Genomic DNA, 22,034 nt, shown 5'->3' with positions numbered 1-22,034 from the left:
TGGACGCGGTCCGCCCTCGCCGCACCGAAGAAGAACTCGCCGCCATCGAACAGGCCGCGCTGCGCAGCCGCGGCTTCACCGACCCTGCCGAACGCACCACCCCGGCCGACGGGGACAACCGCGACCCGCTGCCCCGACGCCACTCCAACCGGCTCGCCCGCGGAGTCCGCTCCGCAGGCCAAGCCCCCCAGCGCACCCCGGACACCGAACCCGAGCCGACCACCACCGGCTCGGACACGGACCGCGGCCTCTTCACCCGGTTCGTGGACAACGCGCGCAAAGTCGGCGGCATCCTCACCCCCGCCCGAGGCACCAGCACCCCGGACCAGCACACCGACGAAGCAGAGAAACGCCCCGCACCCAGCAAACCCGACCTGCAGCTCGACCACGGCACCGGGGAACAGCAGCACTTCACCGGCGCCACCCCGCCCCGCGGCGGCACCTCCGCGGGCACCAAACCCGCCTCCCTCAAAGACGCCTCCGGCACGCGCGGCTGGCGCCGACTGGCTCGCGTCGTCACCGGCGGACACTCCGCCAACGCCAAACCCCAACTGTCGCCCGCCGAAATGGAACGGCTCCGCAAACCCTTGGCGGGCTCCCGCGGCGTGGTCGTCCTCGGCTGCACTGGCGGCGCGGGACAGACCATCACCACCCTCATGCTCGGCCATACCCTGGCCGCCTACCGCGACGACCATGTCGTCGCCGTCGACATCAACCCGGGACCGGAGAGCCTGTCGCGGCGCATCCGCACCGAAACCCCGGAAACCCTCACCTCACTGCTGGCCAACACCGACGCCCTGCACGCCTACTCCACCCTGCGCGACTACACGTCACGCACCCCCAGCGGACTGGAAGTCGTCGCCACCCTCGACGACCCGTACGTGCAAACCCTCGACGACCGCGACTACGTCACCCTGACCGGCACCCTGCGGCGGCACTACCAGATCATCCTGCTCGACCCGGCCGCCACCGGTGTGGCCCGGGCCCTGCCCGTCGTCGACGGACTCGTCCTCGTCGCCCCCGCCAGCGCGGACGCGGCCCGCTCAGTCGCGTTGACTTTCGAATGGCTCGACGGCCACGGCTACACCGACTTGCGGTCCCGGTCGATCGTCGTCATCAACGGGGTCAGCCGTCGCAGCCTCACCGACGTGGACGCCGCTGAGCAAGTCGCCCGCGGCAACTGCCGCGCCATTGTCCGCATCCCGTGGGACGACCACATCGCTTCGGCCCAGTCCGTCATCGAAGTCCGGTCCCTGCGGCACACCACCCGCCGCGCCTACGCCGCACTCGCGGCGGTCGTCGCCGACCACCTTAGCCACACCGGGCACCAACGAAGTGAAACGGCCGCCCCGACGCCGCTTCGCCGCCCCACATCAGCGCAGGAGGAGAGCCGATGAAGTTCAGCAGACGCGCCAGCAGGCTGGCGGTCCGCTACTTCGACGATCGCGTGCTGCTCAGCGACACCGAAGCATGGGCTTACTTCCGCCTGCCCACCTTCTCCTACGAGTTCTCCACACCGGAGGAGCGCGAAGCTTTCGCCACCAACATCACGATCGCGCTCGCCGCGATCCGGATGAACGACGCGGAAGTGCACCTGCGGATCGCCCACCGCACCTATCCGGCGGTGGAATGGGCGACCCGGCTCGATGAAACATCCGACTCGGGGCCCGGCTGGTACGAGTACCTCGACGAAATGTACCGGCACGTGTGGGCGAAAGACTTCTGGACCAAAGAGGTCTACCTGGGGGTGCGCCTGGGGCAGCGCGGGGTGCGCGCCCAACTCTCCCAAGGCGTGTTCGCGCAACTGCTCGGCATCTACCAGCGCACTGAGCGCACCCTCGGCTTGGAAGACGACGCGGTCGACGACCGGGAGATCGCCCGCTGGACCGCCCAAGCCGAACGCCTTGGCCGGGCACTCGCCGCCAGCTCGCTGCATGCCCGCCACGCCCGGGCCAGCGAACTCGCGTGGCTGCTCCGCCACTCCGTCACCGCCACCATTGAAGAACCCCGAGAGTCGGCTGCGGGACGCCGCCGCTGGGGCCGCGGCGAAATCGAAGCGCTCGTCGACGGAGTCATCCACAACGGCCGCTCCTACCTGCGCCTGGAACAGCCCGGCGGGGAAGCCTACGTCTCCTACCTGTCGTTCTCCCGCTTCCCTGACCTGATGCCGTTCCCGGACGGCGAACCGTGGCTGCACTACGCGGACGCGCTCCCGTTCCCCGTGGAAGCGTCGCTGCGCATGAAACTGGTGCCGCCCGCCAAGGCCAGTAAGGACGTGTCGCGCCGTCTCGCGCATGCCCGCGACATGCAGGCGCACATGAGCGAAGCCGGGGCCGAACCCGACATCGCCCTGGTGGAGCAGATCAACGCCGCCCGCATGCTGGAGCACGGCATCACGAAAGAGCGGCTGCCGTTCGTGTACGGCTGGTATCGGCTCATCGTGGCCGCCCCCACCTACGACCTGCTCGTGCAACGGGTCGAAGCGGTCACCGAACACTACCGGGACATCGGTATCGACCTCACCCAATCCACCGGCGACCAGTTCTCCCTGTTCTGCGAATCGCTGCCGGGGGACCGGCTGCGCCTGGAAGCGTACGTGCAGCGCCAGCCGCTGCGCACGATCGCGGGCGGCATGCCCACCGCCACCGTGGAGCTCGGCGACCGCAAAGACTCCAGTGGCGCGGGCTGGATCGGCCCGTACATCGGGGAGACTATCGGCCGGGCACGGTCCATCGTGCACTTCGACCCGCTGGTTGCGGCTGCCCGCAACCGTCCCACCGCTATCGCCATCACCGGGGAGCCCGGCGGCGGTAAAACTACACTGGCGCTGCTGCTCATCTACCAGTTGGCGCTGCGCGGGGTCACGGTTGCCGCGATCGACCCGAAGGGCGACGCCGCATCCCTGGTGAAACTGCTGCAGCGGCGCGGCCGCAAAGCGCGCATCATGGCGCTGGAGTCGGCACAGGCCGGGCTGCTCGACCCGTTCGGGTTCGGCGATGACCTGCCGACGAAGAAGACGATGGCCACGGAAACCCTGCGGCTGCTGCTGCCCCGCATGAGCGAGGAACGCGAATCCGCGATGATCCAGGCGGTGGCAGCGGTCGCCGACCAGCCGCAGCCCAGCCTCGGCAAGGTCGTCACCTACCTGGAGTCCGCAGACGACGCCGCATCCCGCAACCTGGGCGCGGTCCTGCGGTCCATGTCCGAGATGCGGTTGGCCCGGCTTTGTTTCCACCCGCAGGGTGACACCCAGGTCGACACGGAGGGATGGACGACCGTGTTCACCCTCGGCGGTCTCACCCTGCCGGACTCGACGGTCCACCGTGACGACTACAGCTACGAGCAGCGGCTCAGCGTGGCCTTGCTCTACCTGGTTAGCCAGTTCGCCCGCCGGTTGATGAACGGTTTGGACTGGCGGGTGCCCAAGGCGATCTTCCTCGACGAGGCATGGGCGGTCACTTCGACACCGGAAGGCGCCAAATTGGTGCCTGAAGTGTCTCGTATGGGGCGCTCCCGCAATACGGCGCTCATTCTGGTCAGCCAAAACGCCGGTGACTTGCTGAACGAACAGGTCACCAACTGCATCTCCAGTGTTTTCGCTTTCCGCTCCACAGAGCGGGTCGAGGTGCGTAACGTGATGTCGCTACTTGGAATCGAGCCTTCCGAAGAACACATTGCTGCGTTGCGCAACCTCGGAAATGGGGAATGCATTTTCCGGGATCTCGACGGGCGAGCCGGACGTATCGCCGTCGACCTCGTTTCGGAAGAGCTGCTCCGGTGGCTTGACACCAACCCGACACGGCGAAAGCCCCAGGTTGAGGAGGACGGCGCTTTGGTGGGCAACACCACGCGGGACATTCGGGAGCCGCTGCCATGACACTGCTGGGCCGGGTTCGGCGGTTCGACCTGCGAAGGGTCGCTTTTTTGGCCGCGTTAATGTTGGCTTTTCTACTCGTCCCGATCGGCTCAGTGCAAGCCGCCGTTCCGGGTTGTGAAGGGGAGCCAGCACCCCAACCTGAAGCAGCAGGCTCGGGTGTAGACGGATTGTTGGTGCCACCTCAAGCAGCGGATGCAGCAGCCGCTTCGCCCGACGGCCTTCCTCCGGACGCCAGCATTTACGGCCAGTACGGAACTGCCGGACAGCAGTGGCACACCATTCGTGAGTCCTGCGTGGACAAACTGAGTTCCAGTGCGATGGCTACTCTGAGCAATACCGCCTGGGACTTGTCTAAGACGATCAACCAGTCGACGATCACCGTCTATCAGGCGGCTACCTCGGACGGCCTGCTGGACAACTTTAACCGTCTGGTTGAAAACGTTATCGGTGAACTCCGGGAAGGAATCTGGCGCCCGCTCCTGCCCACAGTGATCATCCTTGGCGCAGTGTGGCTGGGCTGGTACGGGCTCATCCGCAAGCGAGTCACCCTCACCATCGAGAGCGCCGTATGGATGGTGGTCGCTACCACCCTGGGTATCTGGATACTCGTTAACCCCGGGCAGATCCTGGGATATGCGGGAACGATAGTTAATTCTGGAGGTCAGCTAATCAACTCTTCCCTTTCTAAGGTTAATGTTCCTGGGGGCACAGTTACCTGTCCTGCCGGAGCTCCTGATATGGAGAAAGCGGAATGGGAGAGTGCAAACGATTTTGCTGTCCGACAGAATTCTCAAATGCTTTGGTCCGGCCTTGTTTGTAGGCCGTGGATTGCTGGCGAGTTTGGTACGGGGCCAGTGGCGAACGTTGCGGCAAGATATCACGCTATGGATCTCCTGGAAGCTCAGGGAGTTAGCCGCCTGGAACAGTACCAAATAGCTAATGGAGAAATAGACGCTGCAGAGCTGTATTCTGAAAAGCAAGCTTCCTACGAAGAGATATCCGCCAATATTAAGAATGCATATCCAGAAGTTTATCCAATCTTCGAAGGGAGTCAGCAAGGAATTCGTCTTGGAGTAGCCTCCCTCGCGCTATTCGCTTCCATCTTTGCTGGCGGAGTCATTCTTGTAGGCTCTGTAGCCTTGATCGTCCTCAAGATAGGTTTTCTTCTCCTCCTGCTGCTTGCTCCTATATTCCTCCTCATTGGCGTTCACCCTGGGTATGGGCGTACAGTTCTAGTCCGCTGGTTTGAACTTCTGCTCGGCTTGTTGCTCAAGCAGATATTCGTCGTCCTTCTCATCGCGCTTCTGGTCATGTGCTACGGCCTGGTGATGGCCACTGACCTTGGCTGGGGCCTTCAGATGATTCTGCTGGCTCTGTTCACCGTGGCGCTGTTCATCTACCGCAAGCCTTTCGCGAACCTCTTCGCTTCGGTGAACGCCAATACCTTCACCTCGCGCATGGTCAACGATGCGCTCAACAGCCGGGTGCTGGCCGCCAGCGCGAATGTCCTGCCGCCCGTGGCCTACATGAAAGCGCAGAAGTGGGGCCTTGATCGGGCACCACAGCTTGCGGCTGGGGCCGCTGCTCTTCCGGCTGGTGCGGCAGCGACAGCAGGAGCGGCAGCCGGTGCCGATGCAGCAGAAGCCGAGGGCGTTGCCACCGCGACGGAAGGCGACAACGAGGGCGCGACCGCTACCGAGAGCGGCGGTCGCGCGCGGGCCCGGGGAGTGGCGGGTTACGGCCGGACCCCGGGTAAAGCGGCTCCGCCTCCGCTGAACCTCGACGGCAGTTCCAAATCCGGCGGTGCCTCAAGGGCTGGCGTCGCACCGCAACGGGACTCCTCCCAAGCACCCCGACTCAGCACGGCATCATCCGCCAGCAGCAGTCTTTTCGAAGGAACCGGCGGTGGCGGGGCCATTCCGCCGCGCCCGGCCGGCGGCTACACCGGGGTCGGAGACACCGGATGGAGCTCAGTGTTCGGGACAGGTTCCTCCGGTAACGCGCATCGCGCCGAAGCGGCACCGCGTGCCAGTAAAGACGCCGCGCCTCCACGAGCGGACTCCTCTGCCTCAGGGACCGGCTTGTTCGGAGGCCGCACGGAGACCCCGCCCCAGGGCAGCACACTGCCTCGCCCCTCCCGGTGGGCTGGGCCTGGCACCCGGGGTGAAAAACGGACTCCGCCGCCTGCCCGACCCGCGCCAGCACCGAGCTCCAGTGAGCAGAGCAGCGGCGAAGGCGGTACCTGGCTGAGCGGGTCCCGCAAGGACAAGGACGCTCCGATCAGCCCGTTCTGGGCCGAGGGTGCTGGGCGTCGCGACCGTACGCGGGAGGTGCCCTTCTGGTTGGACAGCGATGACTGACCCCGCCAGCTCAAAGGTGCAGGCCGCATAGCGGTCCTGCACCTTGACCCCACCCCTGTAACCACCTCACCAGCAGGAAAGCCCCCATGTCCAAGCCACTTTCCGACGGCGCACAGCGCCTTGTCTTCGGTGTCCTGATCGTGGCCCTCGTCTCCTTCGGCATCTATTGGAGCCTGGGAGGTGGTTCTGACACGTCAGACCCGGAGCAGCAGGAGCAGGTGGCCGAAGGCGGCAGGACTGAGACCCTGGAGGAAGGGGGAGAGGACCAGCCTGTCGAGCCGCTGCCCACCGTGGCGGCTGAAGATATGGCGCTCGCCGACTGGCTGCCCTTCAGCGAAGAAGAGTTCATTGCTGCAGCGGCTGTGGCCCAGGAGTTCGCCACCGACTACGGCACCATCGACTATTCGAAATCCCCCCAGGAGTATTACGACAGGCTCGGCGAGCACGCCACCAAGGAGTATGCCCGGACTCTCGCGCAGAGCTCTGGTGCTGAAGCGCTGTGGGGAGAACGCGCTGAACAGAAGGCGACCTCCACTGGGCGGGCGGTCGTCAAGTCGATCCGCGGCTTCGACGATGAGTCGATCGTCTTCATCCTCAAAGTGCAGTCCATTACGGAAAGCGATGACGGTAAAGCCCAGAATCTCGGAGACTTCGCCGTCACCATGGTCAAAGAAGGCGGGAGCTGGCGGGTCTACGACTTCCAACCGGCTGATGCAGGCAACCTGGGAGGCGGGTGATGCTCCGGCTGTTCGTCCGCGTACCTCCGTCTGACGACGGCAACTGCGCGACCCAATTTGCGATCGGTGTCGGCCTGTTCATCGCGGGCGTGGTGACCATCGCAATGGTCGTCATTCCGTTGGCCACGGTCAATCAAAGCGTCGCCAACCTCACCTCTGGGGCACTGAAATGCACCAGTGAGACCGAACAGGTGGAAGCCTCCGGGTACGCCGAGAACTCCATCCCGGAAAACTACCTGGAGATCTACCAGAGGGTCGGGGAGGAAAAAGGGATCCCGTGGAACGTGCTGGCTGGGATCGGCCAGGTGGAAAGCCACCACGGTCGTTGGGACGGACCGGGTATCACGGAAGGACACAACGACTGGGGTGCGGCCGGACCGATGCAGTTCGGTGCTCTGGACGGGTCTGCGGCAGGCAATAGCTGGGGTGGAGAACCGATCATGCCTGTCGAGGACCGTCCAGAGGAAGGCTACGGCCAGGACGGTAACGGCGACGGCATCGTGAACGTGTACGACCCAGAGGATGCCATTCCCGCCGCAGCCGACTATCTGCTCGACCACGGTGCCAAGGAGGACATCCGCCAGGCGATCTACGCCTACAACCACGCCTGGTGGTATGTCGACGAGGTTTTGGAGTGGGCGGAGAAGTACGCGGAAGGCTCGTACACGGCGAGCGCGTCCATCGCTACCGCGGTGAACTGCACGCTGACCGCTGACGGTAACTTCATCGGCAGCGCTCCGGACGATCTGGTCCAAGCGGTGGTGGATTGGGCACTGGCCCAGCGAGGCAAACCCTATGTGTGGGGTGGTACAGGGCCGAACGGTTTTGACTGCTCGGGGCTAGTCATGCGGGCCTACGAGAGCATCGGAGTCACGATTCCCCGCATCTCTCAGGACCAATGGAATTTCGGCCCTCGCATTCCCAAGGGACAGGAACAGCCAGGAGACCTGGTCTTCTTCGACGTGCAGCGGCCAGGAGAACCCCCAGGGCCAGGACATGTCGGCATGGTGATCGGGGACGGCCTGATGGTTGAAGCCTGGTGCACCAACTGTGGGCCGATCGCGGTACGCGAATACGACAGCCCTAACCGAGCGCCGATCATGGGATTCACTAGGCCGTTGGAGGCTCCGGAAGCGAAGGCACAGTTGGCTCAGTTGGAGAACCGTGGGTAAGAAGCAAGGACTTCACGGATTTAAAGCTTTTATTTCTATAGTTGTCTCTGGTTTAATTGCGGGACTTCTGGTTGTATGGGTCATATCGAGTAGCATTAAAATGTTTGTTTCCTCTATTTCTAATGGAATGGGGAGTGTTTCTGAAGGTTCTAGCAGTGTGACCCCAACGAGGGGACCTATTACATACTTGGAGGCTGGATCTTTTGATTTGTGTAGAGATCTTGAAGATATGCAGTCTTTTAATTCTGTCTATCAAGCCAGGTTGGATGATGGAGAAAATTTTCTTGATACAGCGATAGAGAATCCAAGTTCAGAAGTTCGCGAAATTTCTAATAAGTGTTCGTGGGATATTTTTATTGGTGGAGCTGTTGAATCTGATGTAGTTCTATCATATAAATCTTTAGTGGGGGGGCCTTCGGTTGCTTTGGAGGATGCGTTAAAGGAGGCGGAATTTCCTGTAGAAAGTGTGTTGGGTGAAGGTGAGGTTGAAGGAGTTCCTGGGGGAAGTCGCTACATCTACGGAAAGTGGAAGGAGGAAGAAGTTTTTATTTTTGCGGGTGTGGTAAAAAATTCTCTGTTTTGCTTTTCGTTTAAAAATAAGGCGAGTCAAGGATCTTCTATTGAAGATGATTACTTGATTTTTGTTAGGAAGCTGGTTCCAGAAATTAGAGAGACTTTAGATCGAGTTGTTCCAGACTGATTTTTACGGGATAATTTTGGAAAATATGTGCAACCGCTATCGAAGAGCGGTCATGCAGACCGTTGAGTTGCAGTGTTGCTTCTCTGAAGGAAATTCTGAAGGCAATGTTGTGTGTTATGGTCGGGAGCGCTCAGACTGGCGTACCGGCGTCCTGTGAACAGTCTTTTAACTCCTCGGAAAGTTGAGTCGTAGAAAAGATCGGCGTGCTCGAGCTTCCTAGGGCGGGCTAGCAACGTTCCTTCTCTTGCCTCATTGGGTCGGATGTGTTCAGGCCCACTCGGCTTTTTCGGCTAACTCGCAGACGCCTGGACGGGCACCGTAGCTGCTCACGGAGATCAGCCAACCATCGTTGAAGTCGCGTATGGCATAGCCGAAGGTGTGGCCTACGGCGTGCTTCCTGTCCCGTAGCAGACCGAAGCTGTACGCGCTCCCGTATCCGCGGTCAGTCCATACCCCGTACCTGTAGCCAGGCGCAAAACGGGCCCGCTAGCTCCAGGAGAGGCGGAGAGCTAAAACGGGCCCTGGTGGGAGGGAAGAAGGCTTACCGCAGCGACTTACTCACGCTTCCACGGGGTGGGAAGCGCGCGACCCGCACGCAGCCAGTCGTCGAGGTGCTCGAAAGCGTCCGCTAGTTCCGGGTCGTCCAGACGCTCGCGGACCGCTTCGCTCAGCCGGTCATAAATGGCGTCAGCCTTGGCAAGGTCGGACATCAGAAACCTCCCGAGAGCGGCTTGACGTTCATGCGCCACGAAGTAGGGACGGATCAAAGCGGCTTGCGGATTGACGTTGTCCGGGTCGACTACCGGAACCGGGCCGCGGCGGCTCGCGGTGGTGTTTTGCTTGGCGGTCGGTGCGGGGTGAGAATGCGGCTCCCGTGCTTTGCGGGAGCGGACGGACGGGGCTTCCAGAGTGGCGACAACCGACTTCGGGGCTGCGTGCACCCCAGTCACGGGCCTGAGCAGGCGGAAACCCACGCCCAACCAGTTGAGCAGTAGACTGACCACGTCAGCGCTCCCATGCAGCGTTGACCATGCTCCCGGGTCGTGGCCGCGACCGCGGGAGCTTTTTCGTGTTCCTTAGACGTTCCCCTAGCCTACCCACACCTACCCACTCATACACAAGGATTCAAAGACTTTGGCTTGCCAACCGGTGGGTAACCATGAGTCCCCATGCCTACACCAGAAGACGTACGGTGAAAAGTGGTAACGCAAGCTATGGACATGGAAGATCTAGGACCCTTGTCCCGGGAGTACGGACCAGACAGTGAGATTGACCCGGTGTGCATCGATCCGGTGTGGAAGCAGATTGCGGCCATCCTGCTTTCGCGGATAAGAGCAGGCTGGTACCAGCCTGGTAAGCCCATCCCGAGCGTGAAACAGCTCCACCAGGAATTCGGCATTGCCAAGGGAACCGCCGAGCGTGCGGTTAACTGGCTCAAGGAACAAGGCTTGGTTCGGTCAGTGGTCGGTCGAGGTGTGTTCGTGCTCCCGGAGCACATGCGGCCTAAAAACGAATGAGAGACCGCTCCTGGCTCGTGTTCGCACGATCAGGGAACAGCCCTAGGCGTGTGCCGGAGCTCTTCCCACCTCGGCAGATACGTCCGCATCCCCGTAACCGCCTACGTCGTTGAGCCGATCATCGTCGGAGCAGTGTGGACCTCGCCGTCACCAACTGTGTGCCTCCCGGGACTTGCGCGGGTCCTCCACGAACCACCAGTGGCCCCTAGAGATGTTGAGAGGGAAGCCACGATGCCGTCACTCTCGCGAGCGGCTTCCCGGAGACAACGCAGGGCATGGCTCTGCGGCGATCAGGACATGGTGAGGGCGACTCTCTTCAGCGAGGCATTCCTCATCACCAGGCACACCTCTTAGACCGCCCGCAGCCCGCATACCACAGCGCTAGCGGGCCACTCTGACATCCAGCTCCGCTACGCGTTGGTGTCCTTGCCCACCATGGCAGACAGGAGGGTGCGGACAGGCCCTCACGCGATTCACACTGTCCGTCTATGCCATGCCTGACTGGGCAGCCGCGGGATGCCCGGCTCTCCACTGCCTGGCATGGTCGGGCAGTGCACGAGACCTACCGTGACGCGGGCCATGCCGCCGTGGGTGTTCTGGGAGGCGCAACCCTGGTCTACATCGTCGACATCCGCGGGGGTACGAGTAGGACAGGCAGCGGGAACGCCTCCGCAGGACACGTCGCCCACCGTGTGTGGAGTCAGTGGGGGGTAGGAGTGGTGGTGCGGCGGGACAGCACCAGGGTGGCGACGACACGCCAGCCGATGAGGCCTGCGGCGAGGAACAGCGACGCTACGACGATGAACGACACGGCGATTCCACCGCCGGAGAGGGCACGCAGCGCCATGCCTGCGGCGACGGTGATCGCCCACACTCCCACGCCGGTGCGCAAGGGGGCGACAGGCATCTGCCAGGCTCGGGCGACGATCCACCCCAAGGCGAGGGAAGCAGCAAACGGCCACAGGGTGGTGACCACGTCGATCAGGGTGTTGGGCTCACCGTGGCTGGACCGTCCGATGAGCACGAAGAGGACGACTACGGCAGCGTCGACAACGGCGGCCGAAACAGAACGCATAGCTCCAGCCTAACGGTGGGTGACTGGTCAGACGTGTGGGCCCACCGCCGCGGCGGCCCGAGGACCGCCGCGACAGGGGAACCCGGGGCCGAGAAGACCGGCTCAGCCGGTGACCAGTTGCAGTCCGAAGTAGGACAGCAGCGGGTTGATGGGCTGGAAGAACGTGATGCCGCCGGACCGGCAGTCACCGGTGCCGCCCGAGGTCACCCCTTGGGCTTGGGAACCGGTGAGCCACGGGCCGCCGGAGTCGCCGCCTTCAGCGCAGGCAGTGGTGCGGGTCAGGCCGGTGACGGTTCCTTCCGCGTAGCGGACGGTCTGGTTCTTCGACTGGATGGTGCCGCAGCGCCACCCGGTGGTCGCTCCGGAGCGGCACACCGAAGAGCCGGTGGCGGCCTCCTGCGAACCGGTGACGGTCACCGTTCCGCCGTTGTAGCGGTTGACGAGCGGGGTGACGGTGTCAGCGCTGGTGATACGCACCCAGCCCATGTCACGGCCGGGGAAGTACGATCCGGCGACAGTGCCTGAGGGGGAGCTGACTCGCGTGCCTGTCGAACCGCAGTGGCCCGCGGTGGCGAAGCCGGTCTGGCTGCCCTGGCGGACCGAGAATCCGATAGAGCAGCGGTAGTTCCCGAAATAGTAGGGGTTGCCGCCGATGATGGCGGCAAGGGACTGCGGCTCTTCGTCCTCTTCGACAATGCGCACGGCCCGCTCGTCCAGACCAGCCCGCTCGGCGAGCTCTTCGGCTGCCGGAGTGCCGCCCCGGAGCGTGGTGATGACTACCGCATCGGACTCCAGGTCGGTGTACCAGCCGGTGACCTTTGGGTCAGCGGTGTCAGCGATCGCGTTGAGGGACGCCACGAAGTCGTTGAGGGCGGTTTCCCCGAAATCAACAACGTCCACGGTGACGTCGTCCGCGTCGACACGGGACACGGCGGCGGGGTCGGTGACGGCGACCGTGATCTCTGTGGTGTCCGCGTCCAAGTAGACGCCGCCGAAATCGGAGCCGAGGGAGTCGCGCAGCTCCTCTTCCAGCTCGACTGCTTCGGCTTCGGCGGCGCGCAGTTCCGCGACTTCAGCGTCGCTCAACCCGAGGTCGCGTTTGAGGGCGAGCTCTTGGGCGGAGGCGGGGGTGGTGGCGGCGACCAGTGCAGTGGCGGCCAGCGCGGCAGTGAAAAGGAGGGAGGTGGTTCTTCGGGAGGAATGGTTCACGACCCGTTCCTTTCTGGGTTGTCGGAGTCAGGCGGAGCGGGGGACTCCGATCAGCCCACCGGGTGGAGTGTCTCGGACAGTCAGTCCGAGGAAGGGACACTATCCACCTAACGGACAATCGGTGACACACTATGTACCCTGGGTGGCCAAAAACCATGCCGGGCGGTCCAAAAAACACGGCCCCGGCGGGACGAAAACCGGTCCGATCCCGCCGAGGCCGAGAACCCGCGGTCACTCAGGTGAGGTGCAGTGCGTCACGGAGGAATTCCACCTGCACGAGCAGCAAGTTCTCCGACACGGTCGGATCGTTGGCCATGTGGGTGGCTCCGGACAGCGGCAGCACCGTGTGCGGACGTCCCGCCGCGAGCAGCGCCGACGACAGCCGCTGCGTGTGGGCGAACACCACATTGTCGTCAGCGAGCCCGTGGATCAGCAGCAGCGGGCGCTGCAGCTTCGGCGCGTCCACCAGCAGCGACTCCCGCTCGTAGCATTCCGGATCGTCGTCCGGATGCCCCAGGTAGCGCTCGGTGTAATGCGTGTCGTACAGCCGCCAGTCGGTGACGGGAGCACCCGCCACGGCCGCGTGGAACACGTCCGGGCGGCGGAGCACTGCCAGCGCCGCCAAGTATCCGCCGAACGACCACCCGCGGATCCCCACCTTGGTCAAGTCCAGGCGCACCCCGAACGCCTCCGGCGCCGCGTGGAGTGCCGCCACCTGGTCCTCCAGCACGGTTTCCGCCATGTTCCGGTGGATGGCCTGCTCCCACGCCAGGCCGATGCCCGGAGTGCCGCGCCCGTCAGCGATCAGCACCGCGAACCCTTGCTCCGCGAACCACTGCGCGGTCAGGTAGGCGCTCTGGGCGCAGAGCACCCGCTGGGCGTGCGGGCCGCCGTAGGGGTCCAGGAGGACCGGCAGCGGATCAGAATCCGGCGTATACCACGACGGCAGCACGAGCGCGGCAGGGATCTCCCGTTCGCCCAACCGCTGGAGCTGCACGTGCACACCGGGCAGGTCGGGGCGCTCCGCCCGGCTCTCCACCTCGGTCACGGACTGCTCCTCGTGCACACCCCGCACGATCGCGGTGCGCACCCCCGGACTGGACAGGTCGCGCCGCTGGATCACCAAGGTGTCGCCGCGCAGCAGCCCAGAATGCACCCCGGAAGGACCGTCCGCCCCGGGGAAGCTCATCTCAGTGCGCGTGTCTGTCCGACTGTCGTACAGCCACAGCCGGACGATGTGCGGCTCCCCGAGAGGGGACGCCGAATACAGCACGCAGCACCCGTCCACGTCCAGTACGGCCCGCACGTACTGCCCGGGGGAGTTCACCATCCGGTCGCCCAGGTACAGCGCCCGCTCCCCGGAAGAGTCCACCCCGAAACGCAGTGCCGCGCCTGAAGCGTCGAACTCCGGCACCCCCGGCATGATCTCCACCCAGGTGTCGGAGGTCTCCGTCCACAGCTCGTGGAGGTGCCCGGTGAGCGGGTCCGCGGTGCACGCCCGCAGCGTGCGCTGGGCCCGGTCCTGCACGGTGAACACGATGGTCGACGTGCCCTTCAACCGCTGGGTCCACCCCGCGGTGACCAGGTACGGGAAGGCATCCCGGTCCCATTCCACCCACACCGGCTCCCCGGTGTTGTCGGCCCGCAGCACCGCCAACCGCACCTCGGCGTTGTCGGTGCCCGCCGCCGGGTAGGCGACCGTCTGCGGCACGGCTTCGGGGTTCCCCGGGTCGCTGATGTGCCAGCGCCGCACCGGGGTCGTGTCCACACGGGTGGCGAGCAGGAAAGTCCCGTCCGGAGACCACCACATGCCGCGGTGGCGTCCCATCTCCTCGGCGGCGATGAACTCGGCCAGACCCCAGGTGATGTTCTTCCCGTCCGGGGCGGCCACCACGCGGTCCAAGCCGTCGGCGAGGTCAAGCACGTGGATGGCGCCCTTGTGGACGTAGGCCACTAGCCGTCCCGTGGGGTCCAGCACCGGGTCGATGGCCGGGGAGGCCGCGGGCAGCTCCCGGGGAGTGCCGGAGCCGTCCAACTCCACGCTGTAGAGCCTGCCGGACAAGGAGAACACGGCGCGGGTGAACGCCTTGTCCACGCTGTAGGAGACGATGCCACTTCCTGACTCACGCAGCCGCTCCCGGCGGGCCCGCTCCTCCGGCGGCAGATCCTCCCCCGTGTCACCGATCGTGCGCGGGTCCGCGATGATCCGCTCCGTGCCGTCCGGTTCCGCAACCCACAGGCAGGTCGCGGTGTCGGTACCGTCCCGGCTTCTCAAGAACGCGACACGCTGGCCGTCCGGGGAGATCTGGAACGAGCGGGGAACACCGATGCTGAAGCGCTGGGTCCGAGCGTACTGTCGTGGGAAGCTCATGCCACGCATTCTGACAGCCGTAGACCGCAGTCCGGCGGTGCGCCATCCCGCAGGCGTTTCACTGAGGCGCCGGGAGAAGAGTTCACCGGCGCGGGTATCGTCACCGGCATGAACGACCGTCGCCTGCTGCTGGTGCACGCCCATCCTGACGACGAAACCATCGTCACCGGGGCGACCATGGCCCGATACGCGGCCGAGGGAGCCCACATCACGCTTGTGACCTGCACCCTCGGTGAAGAAGGGGAAGTGATCCCCCCGGAACTGGCCCATTTGGCGAGTGACCGGGAAGGCGGACTAGGCGAGTACCGTGTGACGGAACTCGAACGCGCCTGCGCCGCATTGGGTGTCCACGACCAGCGGTTTCTGGGCGGCAAGGGGCGCTACCGCGACTCAGGCATGATGGGTGCCCCCACGAACAGCCACCCCGCGTGCTTCTGGCAGGCCGACGTGGACACGGCCGCCCACGAACTCGCCGCGATCATCCGGGAAGTGCGCCCCCAAGTCATCGTCACCTACGACGACAACGGCGGCTACGGGCACCCCGACCACATCCAAGCGCACCGGGTGACCATGCGCGCCTTCGCTCAAGCCGCGGACCCCTCCCTGCCGGGCACCCCCTGGCAAGCCCGCAAGCTGTATGCGATCGCCCAGCCCAGGAAGCTGCTGGAAGAGTCAGTGGCACGCATGCAAGCCGACCCGGGCCCGTTCACCGCGCCCACCGCGGTGGAGGACATCGCCCCCGGCACCCCGGACGACCTGGTGACCACCCGCATCGACGGCTCCGCCTACTGGGAGAAGAAGCGGGACGCTCTGCAGGCGCACGCCACCCAGGTCGCTGTGGCGGGCACCCGGTTCGCGCTCTCCAACGGCATCGCCCAGGAGATCCACGCCGTGGAGTACTTCACCCTGCTGCACGGCCCGGAACCCCGCCGCGGCCCCGATGGCTACGAAACCGACCTGTTCGCCTGACCAGGAGCACGGCAGCAGCGTGCAAGACAAGCCACCCCGCGCCCTGGCCCGGCTGGGGCGCGGAAAGCGGTTAGGCTGCTCACTGTGACTTCCTCGGCAGAGCACACCGGTGAGCGCGCAGAGCCCGGTGCGGAAGCCACCGCCGGGCTGGACCGCCGCCTGATGGGCATGCTGGCCGCGCTCAACATCGTCTTCCTCGCAGCACTGGGCCTGGTCGGCGGAATCGTGGCGGGACTGTGCGCCGGGTGGGCGTCGTGGCTGTGGCTGACCGGCACGATCGGCCAACTGCTCAGCGTGGCAACCGTCCTGCTGTTCCTCCTCGTCCTCTTCTCCGGGGCCCGGGTGATCGGCTGGGCGGTCGGCGCCAAATGGGGGCCGGGAGCGTTCGCCGCCGGGTGGATTCTCGCCGGTGTCCTCCTGACCGGGTACGTGGCCGGCGGCGACGTGGTCATGACCTCCACCGTCCCCACCTACCTGTTCCTCTACGGCGGGGTAGGCGCGGTGATTGTGGCGACCGTGCTGACCCCCGAAACCGGGGACAAGGTCACCACGGACGGAGGAACGTCTGCCCCCACTCGAGGTACAGCGACTCCACCCCAATCAGACTGAACAGGGAGAACAGCCTCTCCAAGAACACGGCGTGGATCGGCGGGCACCACACGGCAGCGAACAGCAGCACCGTGCCGAAGATCGCCGCGTTGCGGCTGGGCCGCCACCGGTTGACCGCCTCGGTGAGGATGTCGTAGCCCACCGTGCCCGGCACCGGCAGCAGGGCGAGCAGGGCCGCGCTGACGTTGAGGAAGCACAGGAACATCACCGCGCCGATCGCCCAGTTGTTCGTGACCTGGCCTGCGGGGACGAGCAGGGCCACCGTGACCGCCAGCACCGCGGCCAGCACGACGTTGGTGGCCAGCCCGCCCAAAGCAGCGAGCACCCGGAAAGGACGGGTGACCGCGGACCGGTCCACGTGCACGGCGGGGCCGTTGAGCCCGAACGTGCCGAGCAGCAGGAACGCGACCGGGAGCACCACTTGGGCGCCGAGCTCCCGGAAAGCGAACGGGTTGAGTTTCAGGTAGCCGCTGCCGCGCAGCGCCCGGTCCCCGCCCCGGTAGGCCAGTAGCGACCGCACGTACTGGTGCAGGGTCAGACAGATGAGCCAGCCGCCGAGGAGCAGCAGGAACGGCGCGTAGGCGGTGCGCCAGCCGAGCACGGTCTCTTCGGCGCGGGTCCACGACAGCCACCCGGCTAGCGCGGTCACCCCCACCAGCAACAGGAACATCGGGCTGGGCAGGAAGTCCAGCCAACCGGGCGAGGCAGACTCGGTCTTAGCGGTGGTCGACGGGCCGGTGGGCGGCTCCTCAGCCGCCGACCGGGGTGCCGGATCAGACGTGGACATGCTGCTCCTGCTGGTCACACGGGTGAAACACGGTGTGGAAGAACTACCCACAGGCTAGAGGGCAGCAGAGCATGCCGCGTGCCGGGGTCGCCCCACCGACTACAGTGACGCGGCCGGGGCCGTCGCCGACAAGTGGAGCGCGGTGAGCGCAAAAGCCCGCCCCACCTTCGTCAACTGGGGGGTGGGGCCGTCGCCGAGCAGGTCGGGGCCGGTGATGCACCCCAGGATCTCCAGCAGCCACACCACGCTGATGAGGACGGAGCGCACCTGGTCGGTGCGGGGCCGCCCGCCGATGACGTCATCCTCCCAGCCGGACTGGATGAGCAGCCGGCACGCCTCGTCGGCGACGTCGATGTCGGCGTCACCGTATGGGGCGGACGCTGACTGCGGGGAGCGGAGCAGCAGCACACCCAGCAGGGTTTCGATCGCGGCCTGCTCGAAACCGTCGGTGGCCAGCACACTTTCCGCGACCGCGCGCCACAGTTCGTTGAGGTCGCTGTGGAGCTGCCGCCCGTGCCGGGTCAGCACCAGCCGACGGCCGGAGCGTCGCACCGCCCGCATAGCCCGCAGCAGTTTGTGCAGCACGATGAGCTGCATGACATCGGTTTCGCTGCGCGGCGGCGACGGCGATGTCCACCAGCCGAATTCGTCGCACAGCGCCCGCACCACGGCAGGAGATATGTAGCCGATCTGGGTGAGCGCGATCCCGTCGGCGGCATAGTCGAGCAGCCGCTGCACGGGGGCGAGCGCGTCAGCCGCGTTGCGCGGCATGTCCACGCCGGCGGTGAGCTGGCCGCGCAGGGGCAGCAGGTGCTCCCGGTGCGGGTGGGAGCGGGACGCCAGCCACTCCGCGACCCGTTCCTGGCGGATCTTGTCCAGATAGCTGAGGCCGTGGTGGTCGGGCTGGGTGAGGAAGCTGCGGGCGCGCTCCTCTTGGGCTGCCCGCCAGCCGCGCGTGCCTGGACGTACTTCACCTGCGGCGATCGCCAGCTCCAGTACCGCGGACGTCTCCCGGTAGGCTTCGATCTCGGCGTTGCCGAGCGCGGTCCCCCACGTCAATTCGGGCAGGTCGGGCGGGATCACCCCGGAGGAGCGCATGCTGCGCTCGTAGGCTGCCAGGCCCTGGTCGTGGGAGGTCGCATAGGCGCGCAGCACTTCGCGGGTGCGTTCCGATACGCAGATGTCGGCGTAGCGGTCTAAATCGAGGAGGCGGAAGAGGGAGCTGAGCGAGTCGGTGACGAACTGCCACTCGCTGGGCTCGGAGGAGAACCGCACCGGGAGGACGTGCCAGCAGAACTCTTGGACGGCGTGCTGGGTCAGGGTTTCCAATCGCCGGCCGGAGAGCAGAGTGTCCAAGGCGCTCTGCGCTACGTGGGCGGCGACCGGATCCGTGCGCGTCAGGTGAGCGAGGGCAGCGGCCACGGTTTCCTGCACGGCGGGATTCCCACCTCCTGCCTCGTCTCACCTCCGATGGCCCGGCCCGTGGGTTACGCGGAACCCGGTGCGCCGGAACGCCGGGGCGGCTGCGGCGGCACGACCTTGCTGGCCACGATCTCCGCGGCGGTCACGTGCGCGAGCGACCCGTCGCGGCGGCGCAACACGAGCACATCGTCGTGCCATGACTCCAATACACCGACGATATCCCGGAATCTCCCGTCTGGCAGCCGGAAACGCACAGTGACTCGCTGGCCGACATCGTCTTTGGTTATGGCGTGGGTGAAGCGGGCAACGTATCCCACAGTCACGACCCCCCGATTGTGATCCAGGCTTCGTGCAACGCAATACTAGGGACAGCGGTACCCGTGTCCTCTGGCCGTAAGACCCGTTTGAGGGCGCCTGCCGGTCTTCCGCGCAGACCGTCCCGCAAGCGCACCAAGCCCCGGGAGGCCACTCGGTGGTGGTCGGTCAGAAGTATCGCGACGTAGCAGCCACTTACGCGGTCCACGTGGCGAGACCGAGGAGGAATACGACGTGACTTACGTCATCGCGCAGCCGTGTGTCGATGTGCTCGACAAGGCATGCATTGAAGAATGCCCCGTCGACTGCATCTACGAGGGCGGGCGCATGCTCTACATCCACCCCGATGAGTGCGTCGACTGCGGTGCCTGCGAGCCGGTATGCCCGGTGGAGGCCATCTACTACGAGGACGACCTGCCCAGCGAATGGTCGGACTTCTACAAGGTTAATGTCGAGTTCTTCGAGGAGCTGGGCTCTCCCGGAGGTGCCTCCAAGGTCGGCAAGATCGACCGGGACCACCCGCTGGTCGCTGCCCTTCCACCGCAGGGCGAGTAGGACGAAGAAAGCGGATACGGGTCCGGCCATCGCTGGTGCGGTGGCCTGAGGAATGTGACGATCACGCCGTTGCCTGGCCCCGGCTGGGGAAGGCGGCGGCGTGATCGAGTCGTGCCCCGGCGGGGCGGACACGGTACAACAGAACAGGGCCCGCGCCCGCCGACCGGGACGGTGCGGGAAGTGACGTGATGAGGGGACGTGGCGACCATGGCCGAGCGGCGCCCGGTGGCTGACCGGCTACCGACCTTCCCGTGGGACCGGTTGGCACCGTACAAAGAGACCGCAGCGCAGCATCCCGACGGGATCGTCGACTTGTCGGTGGGCACCCCGGTGGACCCGGTGCCCCCGCGGCTGCGCGCGGCACTAGCCGAGGCCGCGGACACCCCCGGATACCCGCAGACGTACGGCACGCGGGCGCTGCGGGAGTCCATCAGCGGCTGGTTGGCGCGCCGCCACCAGGTGCAGGTGGACCCGGACGCCACCCTGCCCACCATCGGCTCTAAGGAACTGGTGGCCTGGCTGCCCACCCTGCTGGGACTGGGCCCGGGCGACACCGTGGTTTTCCCGGAACTGGCCTACCCCACCTATGACGTCGGGGCTCGTATCGCGGGGGCCACGCCGGTCGCGGCCGACTCGCTCACCCAGTTAGGGCCGGTCCGCCCCGGACTGCTGTGGATCAACTCTCCGGCTAACCCCACCGGCCGGGTCCTCGGACTCGAGCACTTGCGGAAAGTCGTGTCCTGGGCGCGGGAACGCGGGGTAGTGGTCGCCTCCGACGAGTGCTACCTGGAACTGGGCTGGGAAGGGGAGCGGCCCCTGTCGATCCTCCACCCCGAGGTGTGCGGCGGCTCCCACGAAGGGCTGCTCGCCGTGCACTCCCTGTCGAAGCGTTCCAACCTGGCCGGGTACCGGGCGGGTTTCGTGGCCGGCGACCCGGCCCTCGTCCAGCAGCTGCTCCAGGCCCGCAAGCACGCCGGGATGATGGTGCCCGCCCCCGTGCAGGCGGCGATGCGGGCGGCGCTCGACGACGACGAGCACGCTGAAGAGCAGAAGCAGCGCTATGCGGCCCGCCGCACCCAGTTGCGCGACGCATTGGAGAAAGCCGGCTGGCAGATCACGCATTCGGAAGCCGGGCTGTACCTGTGGGCGAGCCACCCCGACTATGACGCGTGGGGCTCGGTGCGGGTGCTGGCCGAGCAGGGCATCCTGGTCGCTCCGGGCGAGTTCTACGGCCCGGCGGGGGCCCGGCACGTCCGGGTGGCGTTCACCGCCACCGACGAGCGGGTGGCGGCCGCGGTCAAACGGCTCGCGGAACTGTAGGCAGCACCCCCGGCACGTGCCGGCGCCGCGGACTACTCCAAGACAAGCTGCTGGGTGGTGGTGGGCAGCGACTGCCACCCGGCGAGACCGGACTCAGCGGTCCACTGCTGGTCGAGGTAGGTCACCGAGGTAAGACCGTAGGCGGCGGCGTGGGCGACCGCCCATTGGGCCATGGCCCAGCCGAGGTCACCGGTCTGGCGCTCGACGGTTCCCAGCTCTTCGGGGCCGACCCCGAAGACGCGCCGCATCTCCTCGACCGCGGCAGCCACGTCGGTGGGACCCGCTTCCTCGTCCGGGAACCAGCAGGTCACTACGGCCCCTTCCACACCGGTGAAGGCGTTGGCCATGACCTGGGCGCGCTCCGTGTGCTGGTCGTAAGCGAACCCGTCGGCGCTGCGCTGCACCGCCTGGGCCGCTTCGTACACGGGGATCTCCAGGTAGTTTTCGACTTTCACCAGTTCTTCGTAGAACTTGGTGCTGGCGTAGACGGGGTCGATGATCTCTTCGGGAGTGCCCCAGTCCATAGAGGGGCGCTGCTGGAACAGTCCCAGCGAGTCGCGGTCACCGTACTCGATGTTGAAGAACTGCGACTCCTGCCACACCGTGGCATAGGAGATGACCACGGAGCGCGGGGGAAGGTCCATGGCGAAGGCCACGCCCGCGATCGTTGCCGCGTTGGCGGCCTGCTCCACTTCGAGCGTGTCAGTGTCCTCCTCGGTGGCGAGGCGGCAGCCGTCTTTCGGCGGCGGTGGAGTCAGGTCAAGAGGTTTGATGGAGCGTATGGCATAGATACCCGCGGCAACGAGAAGACCACAGGCCAGGGTCAAGGCGAACAGGATCTTGACGAACGCGGAAATCCTTCGACGCTTTCTGGGCACGAGCTGACCATATAGATGTCGGGAGAAACTACGCTATGAGATGACAAATCCTCATGATGCGGCATAAGGGTAGGCCAGGTGGCCTGCCCGTACGGAGTGCGGTCCGGACTACGCCGCCCAAATAAGGTTCTCGTAGTTGATGGTACGGGCCGTCCAGCGTA

The 22,034-nt window shown here is 65.6% G+C and carries 19 protein-coding genes; 11 read left to right on the top strand and 8 right to left on the bottom strand.

Annotation, left to right across the window (positions count from 1 at the left end):
* The 6 genes from TF1_RS12995 to TF1_RS16175 all read left to right on the top strand — a co-directional run.
* A partial coding sequence (locus TF1_RS12995) for a MinD/ParA family ATP-binding protein (protein ID WP_394326524.1) occupies window positions 1-1,397 on the top strand: 1,397 nt, incomplete at its 5' end.
* Entirely contained in the window at window positions 1,394-3,877 is a 2,484-nt protein-coding gene (locus TF1_RS12990; protein ID WP_011290924.1) for an ATP-binding protein, read from the top strand. The genes TF1_RS12995 and TF1_RS12990, both read left to right, overlap by 4 nt.
* Window positions 3,874-6,237, top strand: coding sequence for a hypothetical protein (locus TF1_RS12985; protein ID WP_041427639.1), 2,364 nt, complete (start codon window positions 3,874-3,876; stop codon window positions 6,235-6,237). The genes TF1_RS12990 and TF1_RS12985 overlap by 4 nt, the downstream gene beginning before the upstream one ends.
* An 86-nt stretch (window positions 6,238-6,323) precedes the next feature.
* On the top strand, window positions 6,324-6,974 hold the full coding sequence (locus TF1_RS12980; protein ID WP_011290926.1) for a hypothetical protein: 651 nt from the start codon (window positions 6,324-6,326) through the stop codon (window positions 6,972-6,974).
* Window positions 6,974-8,146, top strand: a complete 1,173-nt coding sequence (locus TF1_RS12975; protein ID WP_011290927.1) for a C40 family peptidase — start codon at window positions 6,974-6,976, stop codon at window positions 8,144-8,146. The genes TF1_RS12980 and TF1_RS12975 overlap by 1 nt, the downstream gene beginning before the upstream one ends.
* Window positions 8,139-8,846, top strand: a complete 708-nt coding sequence (locus TF1_RS16175; protein ID WP_155983527.1) for a hypothetical protein — start codon at window positions 8,139-8,141, stop codon at window positions 8,844-8,846. The genes TF1_RS12975 and TF1_RS16175 overlap by 8 nt, the downstream gene beginning before the upstream one ends.
* Window positions 8,847-9,400: 554 nt before the next feature.
* Here the strand turns inward: TF1_RS16175 and TF1_RS12970 are convergent.
* The gene (locus TF1_RS12970) at window positions 9,401-9,850 is read right to left on the bottom strand and encodes a hypothetical protein (RefSeq protein WP_011290928.1); all 450 of its coding nucleotides are present in this window, start codon (window positions 9,848-9,850) and stop codon (window positions 9,401-9,403) included.
* A 210-nt stretch (window positions 9,851-10,060) separates the two neighbouring features.
* On the opposite strand from TF1_RS12970, the gene TF1_RS12965 reads away from it, so the two are divergent.
* Window positions 10,061-10,363, top strand: coding sequence for a GntR family transcriptional regulator (locus TF1_RS12965; protein WP_016188199.1), 303 nt, complete (start codon window positions 10,061-10,063; stop codon window positions 10,361-10,363).
* Window positions 10,364-11,063: 700 nt separating this feature from the next.
* On the opposite strand, the gene TF1_RS12960 is transcribed toward TF1_RS12965, so the two are convergent.
* The 3 genes from TF1_RS12960 to TF1_RS12950 form a co-directional block, all read right to left on the bottom strand.
* On the bottom strand, window positions 11,064-11,438 hold the full coding sequence (locus TF1_RS12960; protein WP_011290930.1) for a DUF3054 domain-containing protein: 375 nt from the start codon (window positions 11,436-11,438) through the stop codon (window positions 11,064-11,066).
* A 102-nt stretch (window positions 11,439-11,540) separates the two neighbouring features.
* Complete coding sequence (locus TF1_RS12955) at window positions 11,541-12,647, bottom strand: S1 family peptidase (RefSeq protein ID WP_016188200.1); 1,107 nt, start codon at window positions 12,645-12,647, stop codon at window positions 11,541-11,543.
* A gap of 235 nt (window positions 12,648-12,882) precedes the next feature.
* Window positions 12,883-15,018 (bottom strand): S9 family peptidase, encoded by a 2,136-nt coding sequence (locus tag TF1_RS12950; RefSeq protein WP_011290932.1) that lies wholly within the window; start codon window positions 15,016-15,018, stop codon window positions 12,883-12,885.
* Between the two features lie 108 nt (window positions 15,019-15,126).
* Between TF1_RS12950 and mshB the strand changes: the two genes are divergently transcribed.
* Together mshB and TF1_RS12940 are read left to right on the top strand one after the other, a co-directional pair.
* Complete coding sequence (gene mshB / locus TF1_RS12945) at window positions 15,127-15,987, top strand: N-acetyl-1-D-myo-inositol-2-amino-2-deoxy-alpha-D-glucopyranoside deacetylase (protein WP_011290933.1); 861 nt, start codon at window positions 15,127-15,129, stop codon at window positions 15,985-15,987.
* Window positions 15,988-16,071: 84 nt separating this feature from the next.
* Window positions 16,072-16,596 carry a hypothetical protein gene (locus TF1_RS12940; protein ID WP_011290934.1) on the top strand — a complete coding sequence of 175 codons (525 nt, stop codon included), beginning with the start codon at window positions 16,072-16,074 and terminating at the stop codon, window positions 16,594-16,596.
* Here TF1_RS12940 and TF1_RS12935 read toward each other — a convergent pair.
* The 3 genes from TF1_RS12935 to TF1_RS12925 all read right to left on the bottom strand — a co-directional run bounded on the left by TF1_RS12935 (window position 16,532) and on the right by TF1_RS12925 (window position 19,122).
* Window positions 16,532-17,383 carry a site-2 protease family protein gene (locus TF1_RS12935; RefSeq protein ID WP_011290935.1) on the bottom strand — a complete coding sequence of 284 codons (852 nt, stop codon included), beginning with the start codon at window positions 17,381-17,383 and terminating at the stop codon, window positions 16,532-16,534. The two genes, TF1_RS12940 and TF1_RS12935, sit on opposite strands and share 65 nt — an antisense overlap.
* Window positions 17,384-17,482: 99 nt before the next feature.
* The gene (locus TF1_RS12930; RefSeq protein ID WP_011290936.1) at window positions 17,483-18,817 is read right to left on the bottom strand and encodes a hypothetical protein; all 1,335 of its coding nucleotides are present in this window, start codon (window positions 18,815-18,817) and stop codon (window positions 17,483-17,485) included.
* Window positions 18,818-18,870: 53 nt separating this feature from the next.
* On the bottom strand, window positions 18,871-19,122 hold the full coding sequence (locus tag TF1_RS12925; RefSeq protein ID WP_011290937.1) for a putative acetyltransferase: 252 nt from the start codon (window positions 19,120-19,122) through the stop codon (window positions 18,871-18,873).
* A gap of 232 nt (window positions 19,123-19,354) precedes the next feature.
* Here TF1_RS12925 and fdxA point away from each other — a divergent pair, with 232 nt between their 5' ends.
* Entirely contained in the window at window positions 19,355-19,675 is a 321-nt protein-coding gene (gene fdxA / locus TF1_RS12920; protein WP_011290938.1) for a ferredoxin, read from the top strand.
* Window positions 19,676-19,882: 207 nt separating this feature from the next.
* Window positions 19,883-20,995: a succinyldiaminopimelate transaminase gene (dapC, locus tag TF1_RS12915; protein ID WP_011290939.1), complete on the top strand. Its 1,113-nt coding sequence runs from the start codon at window positions 19,883-19,885 to the stop codon at window positions 20,993-20,995.
* Between the two features lie 32 nt (window positions 20,996-21,027).
* On the opposite strand, the gene TF1_RS12910 is transcribed toward dapC, so the two are convergent.
* Window positions 21,028-21,873 carry a hypothetical protein gene (locus TF1_RS12910; RefSeq protein WP_011290940.1) on the bottom strand — a complete coding sequence of 282 codons (846 nt, stop codon included), beginning with the start codon at window positions 21,871-21,873 and terminating at the stop codon, window positions 21,028-21,030.
* Between the last annotated feature and the right edge of the window lie 161 nt (window positions 21,874-22,034).

This window comes from Thermobifida fusca NBRC 14071 = JCM 3263, from assembly GCF_001592045.1.
GTDB lineage: Bacteria > Actinomycetota > Actinomycetes > Streptosporangiales > Streptosporangiaceae > Thermobifida > Thermobifida fusca.
Note: the sequence above shows the minus strand (reverse complement) of the source record. Positions and strands in the feature narration are given on the sequence as shown.